The sequence below is a fragment of the Novosphingobium album (ex Liu et al. 2023) genome, assembly GCF_029076845.1.
Taxonomy (GTDB): Bacteria; Pseudomonadota; Alphaproteobacteria; order Sphingomonadales; family Sphingomonadaceae; genus Novosphingobium.
This window is the reverse complement of record NZ_JARESE010000056.1, coordinates 85,013-105,081: the sequence shown is the minus strand read 5'-3', so window position 1 is coordinate 105,081 and position 20,069 is coordinate 85,013. Positions and strand designations below refer to the sequence as shown.

19 protein-coding genes are annotated in these 20,069 nt (G+C 67.2%); 15 read left to right on the top strand and 4 right to left on the bottom strand.

Annotated features, from left to right (window positions below; genetic code table 11):
- Window positions 1–29 precede the first annotated feature (29 nt).
- Window positions 30–515 (top strand): hypothetical protein, encoded by a 486-nt coding sequence (locus tag PYV00_RS16595; RefSeq protein WP_275229421.1) that lies wholly within the window; start codon window positions 30–32, stop codon window positions 513–515.
- 44 nt (window positions 516–559) lie between these two features.
- Here PYV00_RS16595 and PYV00_RS16590 read toward each other — a convergent pair whose 3' ends face one another.
- Entirely contained in the window at window positions 560–1,843 is a 1,284-nt protein-coding gene (locus PYV00_RS16590; RefSeq protein WP_275229420.1) for a phospholipid carrier-dependent glycosyltransferase, read from the bottom strand.
- A 96-nt stretch (window positions 1,844–1,939) separates the two neighbouring features.
- Between PYV00_RS16590 and PYV00_RS16585 the strand changes: the two genes are divergently transcribed.
- From PYV00_RS16585 to PYV00_RS16565, 5 genes are all read left to right on the top strand, one after another.
- Complete coding sequence (locus tag PYV00_RS16585; protein WP_275229419.1) at window positions 1,940–3,148, top strand: trans-sulfuration enzyme family protein; 1,209 nt, start codon at window positions 1,940–1,942, stop codon at window positions 3,146–3,148.
- Window positions 3,145–4,512 (top strand): PAS domain S-box protein, encoded by a 1,368-nt coding sequence (locus PYV00_RS16580; RefSeq protein WP_275229434.1) that lies wholly within the window; start codon window positions 3,145–3,147, stop codon window positions 4,510–4,512. The genes PYV00_RS16585 and PYV00_RS16580 overlap by 4 nt, the downstream gene beginning before the upstream one ends.
- Window positions 4,513–4,599: 87 nt before the next feature.
- Complete coding sequence (gene apaG, locus PYV00_RS16575; protein WP_275229418.1) at window positions 4,600–4,998, top strand: Co2+/Mg2+ efflux protein ApaG; 399 nt, start codon at window positions 4,600–4,602, stop codon at window positions 4,996–4,998.
- Window positions 4,999–5,064: 66 nt separating this feature from the next.
- The gene (locus PYV00_RS16570; RefSeq protein WP_275229417.1) at window positions 5,065–5,871 is read left to right on the top strand and encodes a LysR family transcriptional regulator; all 807 of its coding nucleotides are present in this window, start codon (window positions 5,065–5,067) and stop codon (window positions 5,869–5,871) included.
- 71 nt (window positions 5,872–5,942) lie between these two features.
- Window positions 5,943–7,232, top strand: a complete 1,290-nt coding sequence (locus PYV00_RS16565; RefSeq protein ID WP_275229416.1) for a hypothetical protein — start codon at window positions 5,943–5,945, stop codon at window positions 7,230–7,232.
- An 80-nt stretch (window positions 7,233–7,312) separates the two neighbouring features.
- On the opposite strand, the gene PYV00_RS16560 is transcribed toward PYV00_RS16565, so the two are convergent.
- A complete protein-coding gene (locus PYV00_RS16560; protein WP_275229415.1) occupies window positions 7,313–8,746 on the bottom strand; it encodes an aromatic ring-hydroxylating oxygenase subunit alpha in 1,434 nt (477 codons plus the stop codon).
- A 245-nt stretch (window positions 8,747–8,991) separates the two neighbouring features.
- On the opposite strand from PYV00_RS16560, the gene PYV00_RS16555 reads away from it, so the two are divergent.
- From PYV00_RS16555 to PYV00_RS16545, 3 genes are all read left to right on the top strand, one after another.
- Complete coding sequence (locus PYV00_RS16555; RefSeq protein ID WP_275229414.1) at window positions 8,992–9,663, top strand: TetR/AcrR family transcriptional regulator; 672 nt, start codon at window positions 8,992–8,994, stop codon at window positions 9,661–9,663.
- 278 nt (window positions 9,664–9,941) lie between these two features.
- Entirely contained in the window at window positions 9,942–10,922 is a 981-nt protein-coding gene (locus PYV00_RS16550) for an NAD(P)H-dependent flavin oxidoreductase (protein ID WP_275229413.1), read from the top strand.
- A gap of 14 nt (window positions 10,923–10,936) precedes the next feature.
- On the top strand, window positions 10,937–11,719 hold the full coding sequence (locus tag PYV00_RS16545; RefSeq protein ID WP_275229412.1) for an enoyl-CoA hydratase-related protein: 783 nt from the start codon (window positions 10,937–10,939) through the stop codon (window positions 11,717–11,719).
- Between the two features lie 26 nt (window positions 11,720–11,745).
- Here PYV00_RS16545 and PYV00_RS16540 read toward each other — a convergent pair whose 3' ends face one another.
- Window positions 11,746–12,252, bottom strand: a complete 507-nt coding sequence (locus PYV00_RS16540) for a nuclear transport factor 2 family protein (RefSeq protein ID WP_275229411.1) — start codon at window positions 12,250–12,252, stop codon at window positions 11,746–11,748.
- 41 nt (window positions 12,253–12,293) lie between these two features.
- Window positions 12,294–13,538, bottom strand: a complete 1,245-nt coding sequence (locus PYV00_RS16535; RefSeq protein ID WP_275229410.1) for a CaiB/BaiF CoA transferase family protein — start codon at window positions 13,536–13,538, stop codon at window positions 12,294–12,296.
- A 222-nt stretch (window positions 13,539–13,760) separates the two neighbouring features.
- On the opposite strand from PYV00_RS16535, the gene PYV00_RS16530 reads away from it, so the two are divergent.
- The 6 genes from PYV00_RS16530 to PYV00_RS16505 all read left to right on the top strand — a co-directional run bounded on the left by PYV00_RS16530 (window position 13,761) and on the right by PYV00_RS16505 (window position 20,064).
- The gene (locus PYV00_RS16530; protein WP_275229409.1) at window positions 13,761–15,863 is read left to right on the top strand and encodes a PQQ-dependent dehydrogenase, methanol/ethanol family; all 2,103 of its coding nucleotides are present in this window, start codon (window positions 13,761–13,763) and stop codon (window positions 15,861–15,863) included.
- Window positions 15,864–15,891: 28 nt separating this feature from the next.
- On the top strand, window positions 15,892–16,275 hold the full coding sequence (locus PYV00_RS16525) for a VOC family protein (RefSeq protein ID WP_275229407.1): 384 nt from the start codon (window positions 15,892–15,894) through the stop codon (window positions 16,273–16,275).
- 26 nt (window positions 16,276–16,301) lie between these two features.
- On the top strand, window positions 16,302–17,081 hold the full coding sequence (locus PYV00_RS16520; protein ID WP_275229406.1) for an SDR family NAD(P)-dependent oxidoreductase: 780 nt from the start codon (window positions 16,302–16,304) through the stop codon (window positions 17,079–17,081).
- Between the two features lie 203 nt (window positions 17,082–17,284).
- Window positions 17,285–17,770 carry a VOC family protein gene (locus PYV00_RS16515; protein WP_275229405.1) on the top strand — a complete coding sequence of 162 codons (486 nt, stop codon included), beginning with the start codon at window positions 17,285–17,287 and terminating at the stop codon, window positions 17,768–17,770.
- Window position 17,771: 1 nt separating this feature from the next.
- A complete protein-coding gene (locus PYV00_RS16510) occupies window positions 17,772–18,734 on the top strand; it encodes an SDR family NAD(P)-dependent oxidoreductase (protein WP_275229404.1) in 963 nt (320 codons plus the stop codon).
- Window positions 18,735–18,783: 49 nt separating this feature from the next.
- The gene (locus tag PYV00_RS16505) at window positions 18,784–20,064 is read left to right on the top strand and encodes an MFS transporter (RefSeq protein WP_275229403.1); all 1,281 of its coding nucleotides are present in this window, start codon (window positions 18,784–18,786) and stop codon (window positions 20,062–20,064) included.
- Window positions 20,065–20,069 lie beyond the last annotated feature (5 nt).

Here is a 20,069-nt window from a genome sequence, read left to right as displayed (position 1 = left end):
CGGCAACCTCAATGTCCGGGAGAAGACACATGCTGTTTCACGTTTCCATAGATGCCCACGATCCGCGCCGCGTCGCCACGGCGCTGGCCGGACTGATGGGTGGTATCGCCACGCCCTTTCCGCCGGTTGCCGAAGGCAGCTGGGTGGCCATGGCGGGCGATGATCGCAACACGCTGGTCGAAGTCTATCCGCGCGGGACCCGGCTGGTCGAAGGCGAGGGTGAGGACGAACTGGTCGCCGTGGCGGGCGAGGGCGGCCCCACCGCGACGCATTTCGCGCTGGCGACCGCCCTGGCCCGTCAGGACGTGTTCCGCATCGCGCTGCGCGAGGGCTGGCCGGCGAAGATCTGCCGGCGCGGCGACATGTTCGACGTGATCGAGCTGTGGCTCGAAGGCGAATGCCTGGTCGAAGTGCTCACGCCTGAAATGCAGGCCGAATACCTGTCCTCGATGACGCTGGCCAAGTGGCAGTCGCTGATGGCGGTGTTCAGCCAGCGCCAGAGCGTGGCCGCCTGAACGCCGGTTCGGGGGCGAGCGGCCGGGGGAACCCGCCGCTCGCCTCAGCGCCAGCTATGCAGCCACATCCAGCGGGCATAGGATTGCTTGCCGCCATGCAGCGCCGCGGCCGAAATGATCGGATAGAAATAAGCCGCCATGGCGAACGCGGCGATCAGCGCGGCGGGCGTCAGCCAGCGCCAGCGATCCCTCCTTTGCCACAAGGCGTCGAGCGCCAGCGCCAGGCAGGCCATCAGGAAGGCGCCGGGCAGCAGGTAGTGGTAATAGAACTGGATCGGCTTGCCGTTCACCGCCCAGATGCCCAGGCACGCGACATAGAGCACGACGAAAGCGGCCGCGTCGCCGCGTCGGCGCCATAGGCCCGCCCAGGCGCACCAGGCCAGCGCGGGCAGCCCGGCCAGCATCGAGAAGGGATTGCCGATCAGCACGATGCCGCGCTGCGCGCCGTCGATGTTCTCATAGAGGAACCAGATCGCCCGCCAGTTCGCCACCCACTGGTACCAGACGCTGCGATAGGGGTGCAGCCGGCGCACGCTGTCCTGCAACTGGATCATGTAGCGGTGCTGCTCGATCACGCCCCAGGGGCTGACCGGCTGCTCGTGATAGAAGAAGGCCGGCGCGAAAGTCGCCCAATAAACCATGAGCGGGAACAGGCCGAGCCACCACGCCGCCTCGGCCAGCGAGATGCCGGGAATCGGGCCGGCGCCGCGCGTGCCCATGATTTTCCAACCGGCCTCGCGCCAGCGCAGCCACAGGAAGGCAAGGCCCGGCAGGATCGCGGCGGGCAGCACGCTCCACTTCGCGCCCAGCGCCAGGCCCAGCGCCAGCCCGCTCGCCGCCAGCCGCCAGCGCGCGTGGCGAGCCGGTGCGCGCAGCGCGGCAGCGAATTGCCACAGCCCGACCATGCCCAGCCCCGCCTCGACCATGTCGAGCATGGCGATCCGGCTCTGGATGAACCACATGAAGTTCGTCGCCAGCAGGGCCGTGGCCATGATCGTGGCTAGGCGCCGCCGGCTGGCCCACCACACCAGGCGGCCGAAGGCGAACAGGCCGATCGTCCCGAACAGCAGCGACGGCAGCCGCCAGGCCAGTGGCCGGTCGCCCAGCCAGTGGATCGAGGCCGCGATCAGCTCCTTGCCCAGCAGCGGATGCTCGCGGTTGGCCGGCATCAGCTCCAGCAGCTTGCGCGCGGCCGGAACGTAGTGGATCTCGTCAAAATAGAATGTCGAAGGAAAGCCGATGCGGTGCGCCGCGATGATCCCGAACAGCGCCGCGATCAGCATGCACCAGCCAAGCGGATCGCGGTCGGTTCTTGCGGCTTGCAGCATCGAGGCGCTGCGATAGCACGATCGCTTGCGCCCGCAAGCCGGGAAAACCGCGCGCCCTGCTTGCGCAAGGCTTTGCCCGCACGTAGAGCCGCAGCCATGAAACGCACGACCGGACAAGACCGCTCGCAGACGACCAGATGGCGTCCCGCCACCCGCGCGGTGCGCGGCGGCACCTGGCGCTCCGAGCAGGGTGAAACCAGCGAGGCGCTGTTCCTCACCTCGGGCTATTCGTACGACGATGCCGCGACCGTGGCCGCGCGCTTCGCCGGCGAGCAGGAGGGCATGACCTATTCGCGCCTGCAGAACCCCACCGTGGCGATGCTGGAAGAGCGGATCGCGCTGCTGGAAGGGGCTCAGGCTTGCCGGGTCCAGGCATCGGGCATGGCGGCGATGACCGCGGCGTTGCTGTGCCAGCTCAGCGCCGGCGACCACATGGTGTCCGCGCGTGCCGCGTTCGGTTCGTGCCGCTGGCTGGGCGATCACCTGCTGCCGCGCTTCGGCGTGGACGTAACCGTGGTGGACGCGCGCGACAATGCTGCCTGGGAAGCGGCGATCCGGCCGAACACCAGGGTCTTCTTCTTCGAGACGCCGGCGAACCCGACAATGGATATCGCCGATCTCGAAACGATCTGCGCCATCGCCCGCGCGCACGGCATCACCACCGTGATCGACAATGCGTTCTGCACTCCGGCCTTGCAGCGCCCGCTGGAATTCGGCGCCGATGTCGTGGCCTATTCGGCGACCAAGCTGATGGACGGGCAGGGCCGCGTGCTGGCGGGCGCCGTCTGCGGGACCGAGGAATTCATCAACGAGAAGCTGCTGCCGTTCCAGCGCAATACCGGCCCGAACCTTTCGCCGTTCAACGCCTGGGTCGTGCTCAAGGGACTGGAAACGCTGGACCTGCGCGCGCGGCGGCAAAGCGAGAACGCGCTCAAGGTCGGCCGCTTCATCGAAGGGCGGGTGCCGGTGATCCTGCATCCCTGGCTGGAAAGCCACCCGCAGCACGATCTGGCCAAAAAGCAGATGGACGATTGCGGGCCGATCTTCAGCCTGGTGCTCGATGGCGGCCGGGCGCAAGCGCATGCTGTGCTCGATGCGCTGGAACTGATTGATATTTCGAACAACATAGGCGACTCGCGATCGCTTATGTGCCATCCTGCCTCGACCACCCATCATAACATGGGGCCAGAGGGACGCGAGGCCATGGGCATTTCGGAAGGCATGTTGCGAATCAATGTCGGCCTGGAAGACCCGGATGATCTGATCGAGGATCTTGACCGGGCGCTGGCGAAAGCCGGGCTCTGAGCCAGTCCGGGGCCGCCGCCGATCCTGCGGCGCTGCTCGCCGCCATTGTCGCATCGACCGACGACGCCATTGTCGGCAAAGAGCTCGACGGGCGCATCCTGTCATGGAACGACGCGGCCGCGCGCATCTTCGGCTATTCCGCGCAGGAGATGATCGGCCGCAACGTGCGCATTCTCATCCCGGCCGGCAGACAGGCCGAGGAAGACGAGATCATCGCCTGCATCACCCGCGGTGAGCGTGTGCCGACGTTCGAGACCGTGCGGCTGCGAAAGGACGGCAGCGAAGTCGCCGTCGCGGTCACCGTCTCGCCCGTGCTCGATGCCCAGGGGCGAGTCGTCGCCGCCAGCAAGATCGCTCGCGATATCACCGCGCAAAAGCGCGTCGAGGCCCGGCTGCGCGACAGCGAGGCGCGTTTTCGCCTGCTGGCGGACAATATCGCCCAGCTTGCCTGGATCGCCGACGGCAAGGGCTGGGTCGTCTGGTACAACAAGCGCTGGTTCGATTACACCGGAACCACGCTGGAAGCGATGCAGGGGTGGGGCTGGAAGGCGGTGCACCACCCCGACCATGTCGATCGCGTGGTGGCAAAGCTGCAGCATAGCTGGGACACCGGCGAGGACTGGGAGGATTCGTTCCCCCTGCGCGGCGCGGACGGCAATTATCGCTGGTTCCTCTCGCGCGCGGTGCCGATCCGCGACGAGGCCGGCGAGATCCTCTGGTGGTTCGGCACCAATACCGACGTGACGGCGATGCGCGAGGCCGAGCAGCGGATCGAGCTGCTGCTGCAGGAGGTCAACCACCGTTCGAAGAACCTGCTGGCGATCGTCCAGTCGCTTGCGCGGCGGGGCGATGCCGACAATGCCGATTTCGTCGAACGGCTGGAACAGCGCATCCAAGCGCTCGCCGCCAATCAGGACGTGCTGGTCAGCCGGGCCTGGGCGAGCGTTCCGGTGGGCGAGATGATCCGCGCGCAGTTGCGCTTCACCGGCGAGGGATCGCAGCAGGTCACGCTGGACGGGCCGGACGTGCTGCTTTCGCCCGGATCGGCCGAGGCGCTGGCCATGGCGATCCACGAGATGGCGACCAATGCGATGAAATACGGCGCGCTCTCCGTCCCGACCGGGCGAGTCGAGATCGCCTGGAACATCACGGACGATGATCGCGGCGACGGCGCTGGCGCGCGCTTCCACATCGCCTGGCGCGAGACGGGCGGCCCCGTCGTGACCGAACCCACCCGCAAGGGCTTCGGCAGCCGCATTATCGTCGATGTTCCGCGCGTGAAGCTGACCGCCCAGGTCACGGTGGCTTACCCGCCAGAAGGCTTCCGCTGGACGCTAAGCTGCGCGATCGGCGGGATTTCCTGAGGCTGCGGCGCGAATTCAGACGTCTCTGCGTCGGCCGCGCCAATGGTGTTGTCGCCTCGCGGATTCGCCGCTAGGCTCGATTCCGCGATGAAGGAACTGTTTCAACATACCGCGATCACCGATGGGATTGTCGTGCGCGTCGCCGTCAATTTCCTGCCGGAGCAGTCGCGGATCGAGGCGGGCAAGTGGTACTGGGTGTACCACATCCGCATCGAAAACGATTCCGACCAGACGGTGCAACTGCTCAAGCGGCACTGGCGGATCACCGATGGCACCGGCAAGGTCAGCCTGGTCGAAGGTGACGGTGTCGTGGGCGAGCAGCCCGTGCTGGCGCCCGGCCGCAGCCATGACTACGTTTCGGGCTGCCCGCTCTCCACGCCGCAAGGCAGCATGGAAGGGTATTACACCTTTCGCCGCGAGAACGGCACGCTGGTCAAGGCCGCGATCCCCTATTTCCCGCTGGCCGCTCCCGCCACCGCGGGCTGACCGCGCGGCGGAGCGGGAATCGCTTAAGCCATTGCCGTGCCACGGGCTTGGCCATAGGGAAGCGCCATGAAGCGCACGCATTTGCCTCTCAATGCCCTGCGCGTGTTCGACGCGGCGGCGCGCCACTTGTCGTTCACGCGCGCGGCGGACGAGCTTGCGGTCACGCCCGCCGCAGTCGGCCAGCAGATTCGCGCGCTGGAAGACCTGCTGGGCGTCGTGCTGTTCCGCCGCACCAGCAAGGGCCTGGAACTGACCGACGAGGCCGGCGCCGGGCTGGAAGCATTGCGCAGCGGGTTCCTCCATTTCGAGGATGCGGTGCAGGCGATGCAGGCCGGGCAATCCAGCCATGTCTACACTATCGCCGCGCCGCGCGAATTCTTCGCCGCCTGGCTGGCGCCGCGCCTGGCCGCGTTCCGCCGCGCCAACCCGCAAGTACGCTATGTGCTGGTCGATGGCGAGATGACCGATTTCACCGAGGCCAATCTCGATCTGGCGGTGCGCTGGACCGAGGGGCCGGGCGATCTGGAAGGCGTGCCGCTGGGCACGGCCGAGCGCGTGGTGATCGGCGAGGGTGACTGGATCGGCTGGCCCGGCGATCCGACGCCCGGCAGCGACGGCGAAAGCGCGGGCGAGGAGGCGAAGCCGCCGGTCATGGTCAGCGATGCGGGCCAGGCGCTCAGCGCCGCGCTTTCCGGGCTGGGCCGGGCGCGGATTCCGGCATTGCTGACCTGGGCGCTGGCCGCAAGCGGCGGAATGCCGGACGCGGGCGTGCCCGAACCGTGCCGGCGCGGATACTGGCTTGTCGCGCCGCTGCCGCAGTGGCGGCAGAAGAAAGTGCGCGAACTCGTCGCCGCATTGACCGCCGGGGCGTAGCTCGCGGCGTTGACGGGTTCCGCCCGTGGCGGCAGCTTCCTTTCGCGGAAACCGCCGCAGGAGGATGCCCGATGCGTTTCAACCGACAATTGTGGCCGCTTGGCCTTGCCGCTGTCGCTCTTGCCGCCATGCCTTTCGCCAGCCGCGCGCAGGACAAGGCGGCCGCGCGGACCACGCCGCCTTCGCCGCCGTCTGCCGCGCCATCTCCGGTCGAAGGGTGGGACGAGCTGATCGAAAGCCTGCGCACGCTGCCCGGCCGCATGTTGGAAAGGCTGCCCGCCGAAGCGCGCGCCGATCCGCAAGTGCGCCAGGAAGTGGGCCGGCTGGCGCTCGAAGCGCTGGCCACTTCGGCGATCGAGGCGATCGGCGCCGATGGCGACGCGCCGGTCTTCCTCCCTTCGATCGGGCAAGTGCTGAACGTCGGCCAGCCCAATGCCGATACCGTCTACAAGACCGCCAATATCAAGCCGGGCGAAAGCTATCGCATCACCGGGCGGCAGGGCACGGCGACGCTGGCGGTGATTGCCCAGGTGGTGCCGGGCAGCAACGACCGGCCGCACCTCGATCTCTCGACGCTCAGGCTGGACGGCGAAGGCCGGTTCGACGTGCTGGTCGCGCCGGAAAAGCCCGCGGGCCATGCGGGCGACTTCTGGCAGCTCAGCCCGCAGGCGACGCGCCTGATGCTGCGGATCGTCGAGGCCGACTGGAGCCGCGAGGTCCAGCCCACCATCGCGATCGAGCGGGTGGGCGCGCCGATGGGCCGCCCGCGCCTTTCCGCCGCCGATCTGGAAGCCCGCCTGCGCGCCTTGCCCAAGGCGACCGATTTCATCGCGCTGCTGTTCGTCGCCCGCGTGCAGAGCCTAGCGGACGAAGGCTATGTCAACAAGTTCAAGGTCATGGTTCCGCCCGAAGGCGCGCTGGCCAGCCAGTTCTATTATGACGGCGTCTACGATCTGGCCGACGACGAAGCACTGATCGTCGAATCCCCGGTGCCCGCGACGTGCCGTTACCGCTCGCTGATCCTGACCAACGCGCTATACGAAACCACTGACTGGACCAACAACCATTCCAGCCTCAACGCCGCGCAGGCCGCGCCTGATTCCGACGGCAAGCTGCGCATCATCGTTTCGGCCAAGGACCCCGGCGTGAAGAACTGGCTCGATACCGCCGGCTATCCGCGCGGGATCATCCAGGGCCGCTGGACCGGGTGCGACAGCCAGCCGATCCCCAGTACCAGGAAGGTCAAGCTCAAGGATCTGATGAAGGCACTGCCCCGCGACGTGGCGACCGTCACGCCCGATGAGCGCCAGCAGATCATCCGCGAACGCAGCCGCGCCTATCAGCAGCGCGCGCTCTGGTGAGGCCGCCGTGCCAGCGAAAGGGCCCCGGAACCGATGGTTCCGAGGCCCTGATCGCGGCTTGAGGCAAAGTCAGGCGCGGCTCAGAAGCCGAGTTCCGCGATCTTGCCGTCGAAATTGCCGCCCAGCAGGTTGTTCGCCTTGGCCAGCTTGTCCTGCGGCACGCCGGCGAGATAGCCGTCGATGATCCGCTGGTAATTGCTGATCAGGCCTTCGACGTCCTTCGACAGGCGCATGAATTCAAAGCCCTTGGCGTGCAGGCCCTTCTGCTGGATCGGGATGTTCGAATAGTCCTGCCGGGGGATCGGCGGGAAATCGGGGCTGTCATAAGGCAGCACGATCGGCTCCATCACCGGCTCGGGCTCTTCGCCCTCGGGGAAGAAGGTGAGCGACCAGATCTCGAAGAAGCAGCTTTCCGGTCCCAGCGGACGGATGCGATAGGCCGACATCGAGCTGAAATAGGGCAGCAGGAAGTAATGCGGGAAGAGGAACTCGACCGCGTTGATCGGGTCCGACTGCGAGACGGCGCACAGATCGGGGATCGGCTCGCCCTTGGCTTTCAGCTTCTCGCTGATCTGGTGCATGACCATGCCCAGCCAGGTCATCACCGCCAGGTTCTTGTCCTCGGGCAGCCCCTCGGTCACGTCGGCGAGCGTCTTGGCGATCTCCACTTCCTTTTCGTGGATCATGCCGGCCATGCCTTCGCTCAGCAGTTCCATCGAACGGATCTGGATATCGATGTTCTCGCGCAGCGAAAGCTCGGGATCGGCCAGTTCCAGCACCGGCTTGCGTTCCCGCTTGTACATCCCGTCATAGAGCATCGGCGCGGCGTGCTGGAGCTGCGGATGCGTCTGCATCACATGGTAGCCTTCCATGAAGGCTTCCATCGCGATCTTCCAGTTGGCGGGAAGCACCGCGCCATAGCACCATTCGGCGCGCAGATGCTGCACGTGGTGCGCTTCGAGCCGATCCGCCACCGGGCCCAGCGATTCCTTCACCGAAGGCGCATCGTCATCGTGGTTGATCCACACGCAGCCGCCCCAGACTTCCGCCCGGCAGGGGATGAGGTTGATATCGTCCTCATCCATCTGGCGTTCGCTGAACAGGTGCTTGCCGTAGACCAGCGTGTTCTCGCCATCCATGTTCCAGCGCCAGCCATGGAACGGGCAGACGAACCCGGTCTTGGCGCAGTTGCCGTGGGCGGTGGGGTGCGACGAGCCCAGCGGGGCACCGCCGGCGAACGGCACGCCGCGATGGCGGCAGGCGTTGTGGAACGCCTTCACGCCGCTTTTCGTGCGCACGACGATCACCGACTTGCCGACGTTCTCGTACTCGATCCAGTCGCCGACCTCGGGAATCTGCTCATCGCGGCAGGCCATCTGCCAGACATGGGGCCACAGATTATCAAGCTCGGCCTGATAGAAGTCCGCGTCGAAGTAGCGCTGGACCGGGATCCGTTCAGGATCGTCTATCGGGAAAGGGACGGCCCGCAGGCCCCCATCGGCTGATTTGAGCACTCCCACACCTCTTTGCTTGTGAGTCTTTTCGCGTTGAACGATGGTACAGCACCACGAAAGCCACGCAATGGCTCACATCGCGCGAACCATCGCCCGAACGTTTCTTGCGGCGGAACGGCCGGCGGGATCGTGGCGCCGGCCGGGATCAGCGCAAGGGCGCGCTCTTGGCAGGTTCGCGCCGAACGCCTAGACCGGGAAGTCAAGGCGCGCCAAAGCCTTGGGAGAATTCAGGACCGGAGCAACGCTTGCCCAAGCCACCGCCATCACCCCCGCCCGCGCCGCGCCGCCGCCGGCGCAGTTCCGGGGAAGTGGCCGATCGCATCCTGGAAGCCGCCGCCGAGGAGTTCGAGCTGTCGGGCTACAGCGGCGCCACCACCGCCGCCATCGCGCGCCGCGCCGAAGTGACCGAGGCGCAGATCTTCCGGTTCTACGCCTCCAAGCAGGACCTGTTTCGCGCGGCGATCTTCCGGCCGCTCAATCGTCATTTCGCCGAGTTCCAGGCGCGCAGCACCGCCACCAGGGGCGATGGCGCGGCCGGGGCCAGTCCGGGGCGCGATCTGGCCCGCGCCTATATCGGCGAATTGCAGGACTTCATGGAGCGGCATTCGCGCATGTTCATGTCGCTGATCGTCGCTTCGGCCTATTCGCCCGACACCGCCGGCAATGTCACCGAGATGGAAGGGCTGCGCGCCTATTTCCAACGCGGCAAGGCGATGATGGCCGCCCGCGTGGGCGAGGATGCCAGAGTCGCGCCCGAACTGATGGTGCGCGTGTCCTTCGCGGCGGTGCTGGCCAACCTCATGTTCCGTGACTGGCTGTTCCCGCCGGGCCTTGCCAGCGACGCGGAGATCCGCGAGGCGATCATTGACTTCGTGATCCAGGGGATCGAGGCGAACGGCCCGGTCTCCGGGCTTTAGGGCCGCGCGCCATTCCGCCCTGACGGCCTGCAAATGGCGATTTTCCGCGCTTCCGGTGCTCACGTACCCTTGGTACGCTGCGCTCCGGCTCATGAAAAACCCCCATTTTCGCCGCGTCATCTTCTGAATGGCGCGCGGCCCCAGAGCGTGATCGCGGCCCCGATGGCGCCACATTGCCCGCTTGATGCCGGGCGCCGCTTGGCTTAGCCCCCGCGCCACCGGCCAGACAAAGGCGAGCCGTTCAACCCAATTCCGGCCTGACCAACCAGGAGAGACCCATGGCGTTCAAGACCCGCGTTACCGAAATGCTCGGCATCGAGCATCCCATCGTCCAGGGCGGGATGCAGGGCGTGGGCCTTGCCGAACTGGCGAGCGCGGTGTCGAACGCGGGCGGGCTGGGCACGCTGACCGCGCTGACCCAGCCGAGCCCCGAAGCGCTGCGCGAGGAGATCGAGCGCTGCCGGTCGATGACCGACAAGCCCTTCGCGGTGAACATCACCGTGCTGCCGACGATCCTGCCGCCCGATTACAAGGCTTATGCCCAGGCCGCGCTCGACGGCGGGATCAGGATCATCGAGACCGCCGGCACGCAGGAAGTGCGCGAGATCTGGGAAATGGTGAAGCCCCACGGCGTCACCATCCTGCACAAGTGCACCGCCGTGCGCCACGCGCTTTCGGCCGAGCGGCACGGCTGCGACATCATCTCGATCGACGGCTTCGAATGCGCCGGCCATCCCGGCGAGGACGACATCCCCGGCCTGATCCTGATCCCGGCGGCGGCCGACAAGGTGAATATCCCGATGCTCGCCTCGGGCGGGTTCGGCGATGGGCGCGGGCTCGTCGCGGCGCTGGCGCTGGGCGCCGAGGGGGTCAACATGGGCACGCGCTTTTGCGCCACCAAAGAGGCGCCGATCCACGACAACATCAAGGCGCTCTATGTCGAGAACGACGAGCGGGGCACCAACCTGATCTTCCGCAAGTTCAAGAACACCGCGCGCGTCGGCAAGAACTCGGTCTCCGACGAGGTGGTCGAGATCTCGGCCCGCCCGGACGCGGTGTTCGAGGACATCAAGCACCTCGTCGCCGGTGCGGTCGGCCGCGAGATGCTCAAGAGCGGCGATGTCGATGCGGGCATCTTCTGGGCCGGCATGGTGCAGGGCCTGATCCACGATATCCCGACCTGCCAGGAACTGATCGACCGGATCATCGGCGATGCCGAGGCGATCGTGCAGGGCCGGCTTTCCGGTATGCTGGCCTGAACGGAGCGCAGCCCATGACGTATGAACGCATCCTCTATTCGCTGAAGGACGGGGTCGCGCGCATCGCGCTGAACGACCCCAGGACGATGAACGGCGTGACCGAGGCGATGGGCCACGAGATGGTCGATGCTTTCGATCGCGCTTCGCGCGAGGCGCGCGCGGTGCTGGTGACGGGCGAGGGCAAGGGCTTCTGCTCGGGCGCGAACCTGGCCGATGCGGTCGCCATGCTGGACGATCCGATGCGCGATGTGGGCGGCCAGCTCGATCGCGCGTTCAATCCTGTGCTGGTGGCGATCAAGCGGATGGAACAGCCGGTCGTCACCGCCATTCGCGGCCCGGCGGCGGGTTTCGGCGCGGGCCTGGCGGCGGCGGGCGATATCGTCATGCTGTCGGACAACGCCTATTTCTTCTGCGCCTTCCGCCATGTCGGCCTCGTGCCCGATGGCGGCGCGTCCTACCTCCTGAGCAAGGCGGTGGGCCGCGTGCGCGCGATGCAGATGATGCTGCTGGGCGAGAAGCTGCCGGCGGAAAAGGCGCTGGAATGGGGGCTGGCGACCATGGTCGTGCCCGATGCCGAGCTGGACGACAAGGCCATGGCCATGGCGAAGGAATTGGCCAGCGGCGCCCGCTCGCTGGGCATCATCAAGCGCATGGCCTGGGACGCGCTCGATGCCAGCTTCGAGACCGCGCTCAACATCGAGCGGCGCGGCCAGCGCGAGGCGGGCCGCACCGAGGATTTCGTCGAAGGCATCAAGGCTTTCGGCGAGAAGCGCAAGCCGCAGTTCAAGGGGCGCTGAGCGGGCCGGTCAGGCGGGAGGGGCGATCAGGGCCTCAGCCGCAGGGCGTAGGACGGATCGCCGCGGTCGCGCGTGCCGCCCCAGCTCCCCAGCCCCTGGTCGTCGGGCAGCAACGCGTCGGTGCGGGTGAAATCGACCAGCATCTTGCGCCGCGCGATCCGCCACGCGCCCTCGCGACGTTCCATCCGGTCGATATAGCGGCCATAGGCGACGAAATCGCGCTCCGGCCCGCTATCGTCGGCGGCGATGCGGTGCGAGGATATCGTGTAGTGCTCGGCCCAGGCGGCATCGCCGTCCACCTCGACCAGCTGGTTGCCGGTGTTGTGCCATGTCACCGTGTATTTGCTCAGGATCACCCGGCCGAGCGCGATGAAGGCGTCCACGTCCATCGGCTCGTGCAGTTCGATCACCGCGCCGGGGTGGAAGCAGCCGCGCATCAGCTCCTCGTCGCGGCGGTCGTTGGCCCGGCAGAAGCGCAAGTGCACGTCGCGGATCTCAGCTTCGGCGATCACCTCGTCGATAGTCTTGGGCATGGGCCTCTCCCTTCCTGCGCCGGGCATCGTGCCCGACCGGTTCAGATGATGCGGGCTTCCTCCAGCGCGGCGATGCGCGCGTCGTCATAGCCCAGTTCGTTCAGGATCTCGCGGTTGTGCTCGCCCAGCATCGGCGGCGCCATGCGGATGCTGGCCGGGCTCTCGCTCATCCGGGCGAGGGGGCTTTCGATCAGGTCGACATAGCCGGCTTCGGCCCAGGCGTGCGGCGTGCGGGCGCGCAGGTTGCGGTGCCGCACCTGCTCGTCCTCCCAGACGTCGGCCAGCTCGTTGTACTTTGCCGCGGGAATGCCTTCGCCATCGAGCATGGCCTGCACTTCGGCCGTGGGGAACTGGCGGCTCCAGGCGTTGATGATCTCCATCAGCTCGGCCCGGTTGGTCTTGCCGCGCTTGAAGTTGCTGTCGAAGCGCGCGTCGGTGAACAGCTCGGGCTGGCCCATCAGCACGGTGAGGCGGCGATAGTGCTCGTCGGTGCCGGCGGTGAGGTAGATGATGCCGTCCGAACAATAGATCAGGTCGGCCGGGCCGCCGCCGTTGCCGCCGTTGCCCAGGCGCGGCGGCGCGTTGCCGCTGATCAGGTAGTCCTGCATGATATGGCTGACCATCGCCACCGAGCTGTCGAGCAGGGCGATGTCGATATACTGCCCTTCGCCGGTCCGGTTGCGGTACATCAGCGCGCCCAGGATCGCGAGCGCGGTGTTGTGGCCGGTGACGAAATCAACCAGGCTGGGCCCGGTCTTGAGCGGGCCGGCGCCGGGCTGGCCTTCGGGAATGCCGGTGACCGCCATCATCCCGCCCGTGGCCTGGAACAGCCCGTCATAGCCGGGGCGCGCGGCCATCGGGCCATCCTGGCCGAAGCCGGTGACCGAGCAGTAGATCAGCCGGGGATTGATCGCTTTCAGGCTCTCGTAGTGGAGGCCGAAGCGCTTGAGATCGCCCACCTTGTAGTTCTCGATCAGCACGTCGGCGGTTTCGACCAGCTTCTTGAGGATCTCCTGCCCCTCGGGCTTGGAATGGTTGAGCGTGACCGAGCGCTTGTTGCGGTTGGACACGGTGAAGAAGCTGGAGTGGCGCGTTTCGATGCCGTCCTTGCCCGGAACCCAGGAAAAGCCATAGCCGCGCCCGTCGTCGCCCACGCCGGGCCGCTCGATCTTGATGACATCCGCGCCCAGATCGCCCAGGATCTGCGCGCCCACCGGCGCGGCGAAGACGCGGCTCATGTCGATGACGCGGATGCCCGAAAGCGCGCTCTTGCTGGTATTGGTCATGAAAAAATCCTCGCCGCAGTCCTTGTGGTCGTCTTTGCCGGCCGAATCCCGGAGTCGGCTTTTCCTGTCCCTAACCATGTCATCCGCGCGGGTGAAGGGGGTGGGTACCCAACGATGTTGTGCAATTGCGGCAAATGCGGGTAGGCGCGAAGAAGCATGACGCGTTTCGGTCGCCGGGCGATTGACTCGGTGAAGGCAGGCTCGGCGGGCGGGGAGAGGCATATGGCACGGATCTGGAAGCCGCGCGCGGGCATCGCAATGCTGGGCGCCCTGACGCTGGCGACACTCGCGCTCTCGGGCGGGGCGCTGCTCGCCGCGGGGTCGGCTGACGACGGCGCGGACTGGCCGGCCTATGGCCGCACCGGCGCGGCGCAGCATTACAGCCCGCTGGCCGAGATCGACCAGGGCAATGTCGCGCGGCTGGGGCTGGCCTGGTCGCTGGACCTGCCGCTGGGCAATACGCAAGTGCAGCCGCTTGCGGTCGATGGCGTGCTCTATTTCGCCACCGGGCTCAGCGTCGTGCGCGCGGTCGATGCGGCGACGGGGCGGCAATTGTGGGAATACGATCCGCAGGCCGCGGGGAAGGCGGGCAAGAACCTGCGCTTCGGCTGGGGCGTGCGCGGCATCGCTTTCGCGCAAGGCAAGGTCATCACCGGCACGCAGGACGGCCGCCTGATCGCGATCGACGCCATGACCGGCAAGCCGGTGTGGAGCGTGCAGACTTATCCGTCGGACTATCCGGCCTACATCAGCGGCGCACCTCGGGTGTTCGGCGACAAGGTGCTGATCGGCTATGGCGGCACCGCCGGGCCGACGCGCGGCTATGTCACCGCCTATGACGTCGCCACCGGCCAGCAGCGTTGGCGCTTCTGGACCGTGCCGGGCAACCCCGCCGATGGCTTCGAGAACGAGGCCATGAAAATGGCCGCCAGGACCTGGGCCGGCGAATGGTGGAAATTCGGCGGCGGCGCCGACGTGTGGAATGCCACGGCCTATGATCCCGAGACCGACACGGTCTATATCGGCACCGGCAGCGGCTATCCATGGAACCGCCAGTTGCGTAGCGCCGATGCCAAAGGCGATCGCGGCGACAACCTGTTCGTCTGCTCGATCATCGCGCTCGACGGCAAGACCGGCGCCTACAAGTGGCACTATCAGGTCGTGCCCGGCGAGACCTGGGATTTCGACGCGACGATGGACATGGAACTGGCCGACATCACGATCGCCGGCAAGCCGCGCAAGGTGCTGATCCAGGCGCCCAAGAACGGCTTTTTCTATGTGATCGACCGGATCACCGGCCAGTTGATCTCGGCCGAGCCGTTCGTGCCTGTGACCTGGGCCAAGGGGATCGATCCGAAGACCGGGCGGCCGATCGAGGCCGAAGGCGCGCGCTATCGCGATGGCGGGATGGTCTTCCTCCAGCCTTCGGGCATGGGCGGGCACAACTGGATGCCGATGGCCTACAGCCCGAAAAGCGGGCTGGCCTATATCCCCGCCAACCAGTTCGAGATGGGCTATGGCGACGGCAGCAAGACCTGGACGATCCCTACCGACCGCACCGTCAGTGGCGCGGTGAACATCGCCGGGGGCGAGGCGATGGGGCGCTCCAGGGCGACCGGCGCGCTGCTGGCGTGGTCGCCGGTGACGCAAAAGCCGGTGTGGCGGGTCGAGCATCCCAGCTATCTCAATGGCGGCGTGCTGGCGACGGGCGGCGGTCTCGTGTTCCAGGGCACGGTCGATGGCTATCTCACCGCCTATGCCGCCGATAGCGGCAAGGTGCTGTGGCGCTTCGATGCCGGCGCGCCGCTCATGGGCACGCCGATCGCCTACAAGGCGAACGGGCGCGAATATGTCAGCGTGATCACCGGGCTGGGCATGAACCTGGTCGCTTCGGCCGGGGCGATCATGGGCCCGGATTTCGAGCGGCGCTATCGCCTCGATCCGCAGACGCAGGCGCGGCGCGTGCTGACCTTCGCGCTTGGCGGCAAGGGCACGCTGCCCGCGCCGGCCAGCCCGGCTCCGCCGGTCGCGGCAGCGGACACGCCGTTCGACAAGGATGCGGCGATGATCGGGCTCTATGCCTTCGCGGCCCATTGCGGCACGTGCCACGGCGCGCTGGCGATCGGCAGCACGCAGGGGCCGGACTTGCGCCGATCGCCGCTGATCCTGGATCGCGCCGCTTTCGCGCAAGTGGTCAAGGCCGGCGCGCTCGAAGCGCGGGGGATGCCGCGGTTCGGCGAGTTCGAGGACGGCAAGGTGGAAGGGCTGCGCCAGTACCTGCTGCAACGCTCGGCCGAGCTGGCGCGCGATCAGGCGGGCCAATGAGACTTATGAACCGCAAGGAGACAAGCGAATGATCGGATATGCACTGGTGGGCAGCAACGACTTGCCCAAAGCCCTGGAATTCTACGACCAGCTTTTCGCCGCGATCGGCGCGAGCAAGGTGTTCGATCATCCCAGCGGCGGGCGCGTCTATGGCGCCGGTCCCGACAAGCCGATGTTCGGCGTCGTCGCCCCGGCCAATGGCGAGGCCGCGACCTTCGGCAACGGCACGATGATCTCGTTCCTGCTGGATTCGATCGAGCAGATCGAGACCATGTACGCAAAGGCGATCGCGCTGGGCGGCAGCGACGAGGGCGGGCCGGGCTGGCGCGGCGAGCCGGGCGGGTTCTATGGCGCGTATTTCCGCGATCTCGACGGCAACAAGCTTTGCGCTTACCGGGTGGGGCCAGCGTGATTCCAGCGAGAGAAGAGGGACAGGAAATGAAGGTTGCGATCATCACCGGCGCCGGCAGCGGCATCGGCCTGGCGACGGCGAAGATGCTCCATGACGAAGGCATGGCGGTGGTGGGCGTCGGGCGCGACAAGGGCAAGCTGGCGACGCTTGAACAGGCGATCGGCAATCCCGATCAGGTTCTGGCCATCTCGGCCGACCTGATCGATCCGGCCGCCCCCAAGGCGATCGTCGAGGCCGCGCTGGACAAGTTCGGACGGATCGATTGCCTGGTGAACAACGCCGGGATCGGCAGCCCCAAGCCGCTTGACGAGACCGACGACGAAACGCTCGACAGCTTCCTCGACATCATGCTGGTCGCCCCGTTCCGGCTGTGCCGCGATGTGATCCCGCACCTTGGCGCGGGGTCGAGCGTGGTCAACGTCACGTCCACGTTCGCCCATGTCGGCGGGCGGCGCGGCGGCGCCTATTCGGCGGCCAAGGGCGGCCTCAAGTCGCTGACCGAGCACATGGCCTGCGAATATGGCCCGCGCGGCATCCGTTCGAACTGCGTCGCGCCGGGGGTGACGCGCACCGACATGGTCGCCCACCGTTTCGAGGACGAGGCGTTCAAGCGCATCAATGTGGAAACCACGCCTTATCCCCGCCTGGCCGAGCCCGAGGACATCGCCAGCGTGATCGCGTTCCTGTGCCTTCCCGGCAGCGAGATGATCAACGGCCAGTCGATCGTCGTCGATGGCGGCTGGACGCGCACGAAATACCTCAGTCCCCGCGTCACCCGCACGACCTGGATCGAGCCCGACGCATGATCGCGGCGGCTTCGCCAGGGACAAGCCCTGGCGGCTGTATCGTTTGCCAATGAGAGGGCGAGCGGGTGGCGGAACCAGTTCCTCCCCCTGACGGGGGAGGACACGGCAGCCCGCGCAACCGCGTCTGCAAACGATGCCATCACCATTGCCTTGGCGCGCGGGCTCGGGAATAGTCGCGGGCAAAGGCGGCGGGAGAGGAATCGATGATCAGGGGCATCCATCATATCGGCATGAACTGCCGCGACCTTGCGCGGATGAAACGCTTCTACCGGGAGGCTTTCGGTTTCGCGCCGGTGGACGAGGAAGGTTTCGGCTGGTCGGGCGAGCCGGTGATGGACCTGATCGTCGATGTGCCCGGATCGGCCGCCAAGGGGTGTATGCTGCGCGCCGGGCAGTGCTATCTCGAACTGTTCGAATATAGCGCCCCGCCGCCCCAATTGGACAAGCCGCTGCGCCCGTTTGACCGGGGCTACACCCATTTCTGCGTCGATGTGACCGATATCGAGCACGATATCGCCCACCTCAAGCGCTGCGGCATGACCTTCAACGATCGCGACTTCGTCGATGCCGGCCATGTGAAGACGCTTTACGGCTACGATCCCGAAGGCAACGTGATCGAGGTGCAGCAATGCGCGCCGGGCAACGGCTTCACCCTGGAGGATCTCAAGGCCGGCGCGGACGCGGCCTGAGATGGCAGGCCCGATATCCTTCGCCGGCCGGGTGGCGATCGTCACGGGCGCGGGCGGCGGCATCGGCCGGGCGCACGCGCTGGAGATCGGCCGGCGCGGCGGCATGGTGTTGGTCAACGACCTGGGCGGCAATGTCGAGGGGGCGGGCGGCTCGGCGGCGATGGCCGAACAGGTTGCCGGGGAAATCCGCGCCGCCGGCGGCCAGGCGGTGGCAAGCGGCGCAAGCGTCGCCACCAGCGCGGGCGCGGCGGCGATCGTCGAGACGGCGCTGGCCGCGTTCGGGCGGATCGACGTGCTGGTCAACAATGCAGGCAACATGCGCGTCGCGCGGATCGAGGATACCAGCGACGAGGATTGGGACGCGCTGATCGCCACCCACCTGTCGGGCAGCTTTCGCATGACGCGCGCCGTCTGGCCGCACATGAAGGCGCAAGGCTATGGCCGCATCGTCTATACCGCATCCAGCGCCGGGCTGTTCGGCGTGGAGATGCAGGGCGCCTATGCGGCGGCCAAGGCGGGCATCGTCGGGCTGATGAACGTCGCCGCGATCGAGGGCGGGGAGCACGGCATCCTGGCCAACGCGATCCTGCCCAACGCCATGAGCCGCATGGCCGACAAGGTGGCCGAGGACTGGGATCCCGCGGTCACCGCCCGCGGCGCGGCGATGATCGAGGCTTTCGGCAATGCGATGAACCCGGAATTCAACACGCCGCTGGCGGTCTGGCTGGCCAGCGAGGCGTGCCATTCCACCCACCGCATCTATTCGCAGGCGCTGGGGCGCAACGCGCGGGTCTTCATCGGTGTCGTCCCCGGCTGGCAGGCCCAGCGCCAGAGCGCGCCCAGCGTGGAGGAGATCGCCGAGCACTGGGATGCCATCGTCGATACCGCGCACGGCTTTACCACGCCCGCATCGCCGCACGAGGAACTGGGCGGCGTGATCGCGGCCTTTCCCGGCCCGGCATGAAAGTAGCGCCGCATAATAGACGCGCGGGCAAGGGAGAGGGGCGGAACCAATGGACATGATCGCAAGGAAGCAGCGCGCGCGGCGCGAGTTCCGGCAGCACTGGACGATGATCCTGGCCGCCGCGATCGGCTTCTCGTTCACTTCGGTCATCACTTCGGCCACCGGCCTGTTCCTGGAGCCGATCAGCCGCGAATTCGGCTGGAGCCGCACGCTGGCATCCTCGGGCGTTTCGATCACCGCCGTGCTCACCTTCCTGTTCTCGCCGCTGTTCGGCGTGTTCATCGACAAGTGGGGGACGCGGCGCATGGCGCTGCCCGGCCTCGTGCTGATGGCGGTGGTCATCGCCTCGCTCAGCTTGCTGGACGGGTCGCACTGGCAGTGGTTCGCGATCTGGACGGTCTATGCCCTGGCCGCGCTCGCCACCAAGTCCACCGTGTGGACGGCGGCGGTGAACAGCACGTTCGATGCCGGGCGCGGGCTGGCGCTGGGCCTCGTGCTGTCGGGCAGCGCGCTGGCGCAAGGCATCACCCCGCCGCTGACCAATTACCTGATCGACGCGCACGGCTGGCGCATGGCCTTCGTCTGGCTGGGCACCGGCTGGGGGGCGATCGCCTTCATCCTGTGCCTGCTCTGGCTGCGCGACGGCTATGACATCAGCCGCCGCGCCCGCGCCGCCGATCCCGACGCGGCGGCCCGCAAGGCGCCGCTGCTCGATGTGCCGGGGCTGTCGGTGAGCGAGGCCTGGCGCAGCGTGGCGCTCTGGCGGATCTCGATATCCACGTTCGTCATCATGGTCGCGACGATCGCGCTGGTGGTCCACCAGATCCAGATCCTGGGCGAAGTCGGCGTCGACCGGAAGACGGCGGCCTTCTATGCGGGCGCCGCCGGCCTTACCGGGATCGTCGGCAAACTGGTGACGGGCGCGCTGCTCGATCGCTTTCCGGCGCGCTGGGTCGGCGGGGTGACGATCACGGCCACTTCGCTCACTTTCGTGCTGCTGCTGGTGCCGCAGGCGCCGACGGCGGTGATCGTCCTGGCCATGATGATCAACGGCTATGCCGGCGGCACCAAGCTGCAACTCGTCGGCTATCTGACCGCGGCCTATTCGGGGATGCGCAATTTCGGCACGATCTTCGGCGCCATGGCCAGCCTGATCGCGGCGGGATCGGGGCTGGGTCCGGTGCTGGGCGGGCTGATCTATGATACTTACGGCAATTACGCGCCGATGCTGTGGGGCGGCTTCGCGGTGACGCTGCTCAGCGCCTTCCTGCTGTTCGGGCTGGAGGATTACCCGGTGTGGCAGCGCGAGCCGAAGCCGACGCCAGCCTGATCGCC